Source organism: Burkholderia sp. 3C (assembly GCF_054589155.1).
This window is the reverse complement of sequence record NZ_BAAILN010000124.1, coordinates 40,667-45,239: the sequence shown is the minus strand read 5'-3', so window position 1 is coordinate 45,239 and position 4,573 is coordinate 40,667. Positions and strand designations below refer to the sequence as shown.

The following is a 4,573-nucleotide window of genomic DNA, read 5'->3' as shown; positions in this document are numbered from 1 at the left end:
CCGGTCTGGCCGGCGCGCCTCGCCAAGCAGGAACGGGCGCCGCGCGAGGCGGCGGCCCGGTAACGACGAGTGGAGGCCAAGTGGCTGCGGTTCTGCGTTTCGACAATATCGGCAAGGTCTTCCCCGGCGTGCGGGCGCTCGACGGCATCTCGTTCGACGTGCACGCCGGGCAGGTCCACGGCCTCATGGGCGAGAACGGCGCGGGCAAGTCGACGCTGCTGAAGATCCTCGGCGGCGAGTATCAGCCCGATTCCGGCAGCGTGCTCGTCGACGACGAGCCGGTGAAATTCACGAGCGCGGCGGCGTCGATCGCGGCCGGCGTGGCGGTGATCCACCAGGAGCTGCAATACGTGCCCGACCTGACGGTGGCCGAGAACCTGATGCTCGGCCGGCTGCCGAACTCGCTCGGTTTCGTGCGCAAGCGCGACGCACGGCGCCATGTGCGCGAGCGGCTGGAGGCGATGGGCGTCGATCTCGACCCGGGCGCCAAGCTGCGCCGGCTGTCGATCGCGCAGCGCCAGATGGTGGAAATCTGCAAGGCGCTGATGCGCAACGCGCGCGTGATCGCGCTCGACGAACCGACCAGCTCGCTGTCGCACCGCGAGACCGAGGTGCTGTTCAAGCTGGTGGACGACCTGCGCGCCGACGGCCGCGCGCTGATCTACATCTCGCACCGCATGGACGAGATCTACCGGTTGTGCGACGCGTGCACGATCTTCCGCGACGGGCGGCGGATCGCCTCGCACCCGGTGCTGGCCGAGGTGACGCGCGACCAGATGGTCAGCCAGATGGTCGGCCGCGAAATCAACGACATCTATCACTACCGCCCGCGCCAACTCGGCGCGGTGCGGCTCGAAGCCGACCAGGTGGCGGGCGACGCGCTGAAGGCGCCGGCCAGCTTCTCGGTGCGGGCCGGCGAGATCGTCGGCTTCTTCGGCCTGGTGGGCGCGGGCCGCAGCGAGCTGATGCGGGTGATTTACGGCGCGGACCGCAAACGCGGCGGCGCGCTGACGCTCGACGGCAAGCGCATCGAGATTCGCCGCACCGGCGACGCGATCCGTCACGGCATCGTGCTGTGCCCGGAAGATCGCAAGGAAGAGGGGATCGTCGCGATGGCGACGGTCGCCGAGAACATCAACATCAGTTGCCGCCGCCATTCGCTGCGCGCGGGGATGTTCCTGAACGGCCGCAAGGAAGCCGAAACGGCCGATCGTTTCATCAAGCTGCTGAAGATCAAGACGCCGAGCCGCCGCCAGAAGATCCGGTTCCTGTCGGGCGGCAACCAGCAGAAGGCGATTCTGTCGCGCTGGCTCGCCGAGCCGGACCTGAAGGTCGTGATTCTCGACGAGCCGACACGCGGCATCGACGTCGGCGCGAAGAACGAGATCTACCAGGTGATCTACGAACTGGCCGAGCGCGGCTGCGCGATCGTGATGGTGTCGTCGGAATTGCCCGAGGTGCTGGGCGTGTCCGACCGCATCGTCGTGATGCGCGAGGGCCGGATCGCCGGCGAGCTGGCGCGCGCCGACGCGAACGAACAGGCGGTGCTCAGTCTGGCGCTGCCGCAGGGTCCGAGCGAGCAGGCCGCCTGACGGCGTGCGCGAGCGGACAGACGAACATGGAGACCGCGCGGCACACTCTTCGCCGCGCATCGTAGGGAGCAACACGATGGAAGCCAGAGAAAATATCGCGCAGGCCGCCGCCAAAAAAGCGGCCGAAGCCTTGATTCCGCAGAGCAACGACAAGCAGAAGTGGTGGCAGCAGGTCACCGACTACAGCCTGATCGTGATCTTCGCGGTGATGTTCATCACCATGTCGGTGACGGTCGATCACTTCTTCTCGATCGACAACATGCTGGGCCTCGCGCTGTCGATCTCGCAGATCGGCATGGTGGCCTGCACCATGATGTTCTGTCTCGCCTCGCGCGACTTCGACCTGTCGATCGGCTCGACCGTCGCGTTCTCGGGCGTGCTCTGCGCGATGGTGCTGAACGCCACCGACAACACCTTCATCGCGATCGTCGCGGCGGTGGTGGCCGGCGCGGCGATCGGCTTCGTCAACGGCGCGGTGATCGCCTACCTGCGCATCAACGCGCTGATCACCACGCTGGCCACCATGGAAATCGTGCGCGGTCTGGGCTTCATCGTCTCGCATGGGCAGGCGGTGGGCGTGTCCTCGGACACCTTCATCGCGCTCGGCGGCCTGGCCATGTTCGGCGTGTCGCTGCCGATCTGGGTCACGCTGCTGTGCTTCATCGTGTTCGGCGTGATGCTGAACCAGACGGTGTACGGCCGCAACACGCTGGCGATCGGCGGCAACCCGGAGGCGTCGCGCCTGGCCGGCATCAACGTCGAGCGCACGCGCGTGTGGATCTTCCTGATCCAGGGCGCGGTGACCGCGCTGGCCGGCGTGATCCTCGCCTCGCGCATCACCTCGGGCCAGCCGAACGCGGCCGAAGGCTTCGAGCTGAACGTGATCTCGGCCTGCGTGCTGGGCGGCGTGTCGCTGCTCGGCGGGCGGGCCACGATCTCGGGCGTGGTGATCGGCGTGCTGATCATGGGCACGGTCGAGAACGTCATGAACCTGCTCAATATCGACGCGTTCTACCAGTACCTCGTGCGCGGCGCGATCCTGCTCGCCGCCGTGCTGCTCGACCAGTTGAAGAACCGCGGCACGCGCGACTGACGCGGCTTCAAGGATCAAGGACCACGCACCATGCAAACGAATCAGCCGATCGCCGCCGACGACGCACACGGCGCGCGCTTTCCGAGCCTGACCGACCGGGCGGTGTTGATCACGGGCGGCGCCACCGGCATCGGCGCCGCGTTCGTCGAGCACTTCGCGGCGCAGGGCGCGCGCGTCGGCTTCCTCGATCTCGACGCGCAGGCCGGCGTTGCGCTGGCCGAGCGGCTGTCCGACGCGCGCCATGCGCCGGCGTTCGTCGCGGCCGACCTGACCGACATCGATGCGCTGCGCCGCGCCATCGCCGAGCTGCGCACGCGCACCGGCCCGTTCGGTGTGCTGATCAACAACGCCGCCAACGACCGCCGCCACAGCATCGAGGAGGTCACGCCCGAATCGTTCGACGCGGCCATCGCCGTGAACCTGCGTCACCAGTTTTTCGCCGCGCAGGCGGTGATCGACGACATGAAATCGCTCGGCGGCGGCGCGATCGTCAACCTCGGTTCGATCGGCTGGATGCTGAAGAACGGCGGCTACCCGATCTACGCCACCTCGAAGGCCGCGATCCAGGGGCTCACGCGCACGCTGGCGCGCGACCTCGGCCCGTTCCGGATTCGCGTCAATGCGCTGGTGCCGGGATGGGTGATGACCGACAAGCAGCGCGCGTTGTGGCTCGACGACGCCGGGCGTGCTGCCATCAAGGCCGGGCAGTGCATCGGCGACGAGCTGCTGCCCGACGACCTGGCCCGCGCCGCGCTGTTCCTCGCGGCCGACGACAGCCGCATGATGACCGCCCAGGACGTCGTGATCGACGGCGGCTGGGCCTGACCCGGATTCGCGTGCCGCCCGCGCGGCGCTGACAGGAGACGAGCATGACGACATCGACCATGGGCAGTGCTTCTTCCTCGCCGGTGGGTTCGCCGGCTGCGGCCCGCGCGCGCCGCGCCCGGCTGGCGGCCGCCGCGCAGCCGGTCAGCCCCGGCCCGCAAACGGCCAGCGTTGCGCAGGGCGTGCTGTCGGCGGCCGACGCGGCGGTCACGCTCGCCACCGCCGAATTGCGGCTCGATGTGGTGCCGCACCTGGGCGGCGGCATCGCGCGCTTCGACTGGCGCGGCGACGGCGCGTCCACGCCGATCTTCCGCGGCTGCGAGCACGTCGAGGCGGCCACCGATCCGAACGCGCTCGGCTGCTATCCGCTGCTGCCGTATTCGAACCGGATCGGCGGCGGGCGCTTCGAGTGCGACGGACGCCGCGTCGAGGTGCCGCGCAACCGCGCCAGCGAACCGCTGCCGATTCACGGCGACGGCTGGCTGTCGCGCTGGCGCATCGACGAGGCGTCGGCCACCGAGCTGCATCTGTCGCTGGACCGTTGCGGTAGCGCGCCGTACGCCTATCGCGCGACGCAATCGTTCGTGCTCGACGGCCCCACGCTGTCGATCGCGCTGTCGATCGAGAACGCCGGCCGCGAGCCGCTGCCGTTCGGGCTCGGCGTGCATCCGTTCATCGTGCGCGACGACGCCACCGAGCTGGCCGCCTCGGCGGGCGGCCTGTGGCTGTCCGGCCCCGACTGGCTGCCGCGCCGGCATGTCGGCGTGCCGCCCGCCTGGCAGTTCGGCATCGCCTATCCGCTGCCGTCCACGCTCGTCAATCACGCGTTCACCGGCTGGGGCGGGCGCGCGACCGTGGCCTGGCCGTCGCGCGGACTCAGCATGGCGATCGAATCGGACGCCGATTGCTACGTGCTCTACACGCCGCCCGGCGAGCGCTTCTTCTGCTTCGAGCCGGTCGATCACCCGATCAACGCCGTGAACCTGCCCGGCGGCGCCGAGGCGCACGGCATGACGTTGCTCGCGCCGGGCGAACGGCTCGCGCGGCGCTTCCGCTTCACGGT

The 4,573-nt window shown here is 69.3% G+C and carries 4 protein-coding genes; all 4 read left to right on the top strand.

Going from position 1 to position 4,573, the window contains the following annotated elements:
- Positions 1-80 precede the first annotated feature (80 nt).
- Positions 81-1,592 carry an L-arabinose ABC transporter ATP-binding protein AraG gene (gene araG, locus ACYP33_RS24685; protein WP_414443882.1) on the top strand — a complete coding sequence of 504 codons (1,512 nt, stop codon included), beginning with the start codon at positions 81-83 and terminating at the stop codon, positions 1,590-1,592.
- Positions 1,593-1,668: 76 nt separating this feature from the next.
- Positions 1,669-2,685 carry an L-arabinose ABC transporter permease AraH gene (gene araH, locus ACYP33_RS24680; RefSeq protein WP_414443883.1) on the top strand — a complete coding sequence of 339 codons (1,017 nt, stop codon included), beginning with the start codon at positions 1,669-1,671 and terminating at the stop codon, positions 2,683-2,685.
- A 30-nt stretch (positions 2,686-2,715) separates the two neighbouring features.
- The gene (locus ACYP33_RS24675) at positions 2,716-3,510 is read left to right on the top strand and encodes an SDR family NAD(P)-dependent oxidoreductase (protein ID WP_459624305.1); all 795 of its coding nucleotides are present in this window, start codon (positions 2,716-2,718) and stop codon (positions 3,508-3,510) included.
- A gap of 59 nt (positions 3,511-3,569) precedes the next feature.
- Positions 3,570-4,573, top strand: a 1,004-nt coding sequence (locus ACYP33_RS24670; protein WP_459624334.1) for an aldose 1-epimerase, incomplete at its 3' end; no start/stop codon positions are given.

Bases quoted from the DNA above. Each gene is read 5' to 3' on its own strand.
- ACYP33_RS24675 (WP_459624305.1), top strand. From the start codon at position 2,716: ATGCAAACGAATCAGCCGATCGCCGCCGACGACGCACACGGCGCGCGC.
- araH (WP_414443883.1), top strand. From the start codon at position 1,669: ATGGAAGCCAGAGAAAATATCGCGCAGGCCGCCGCCAAAAAAGCGGCC.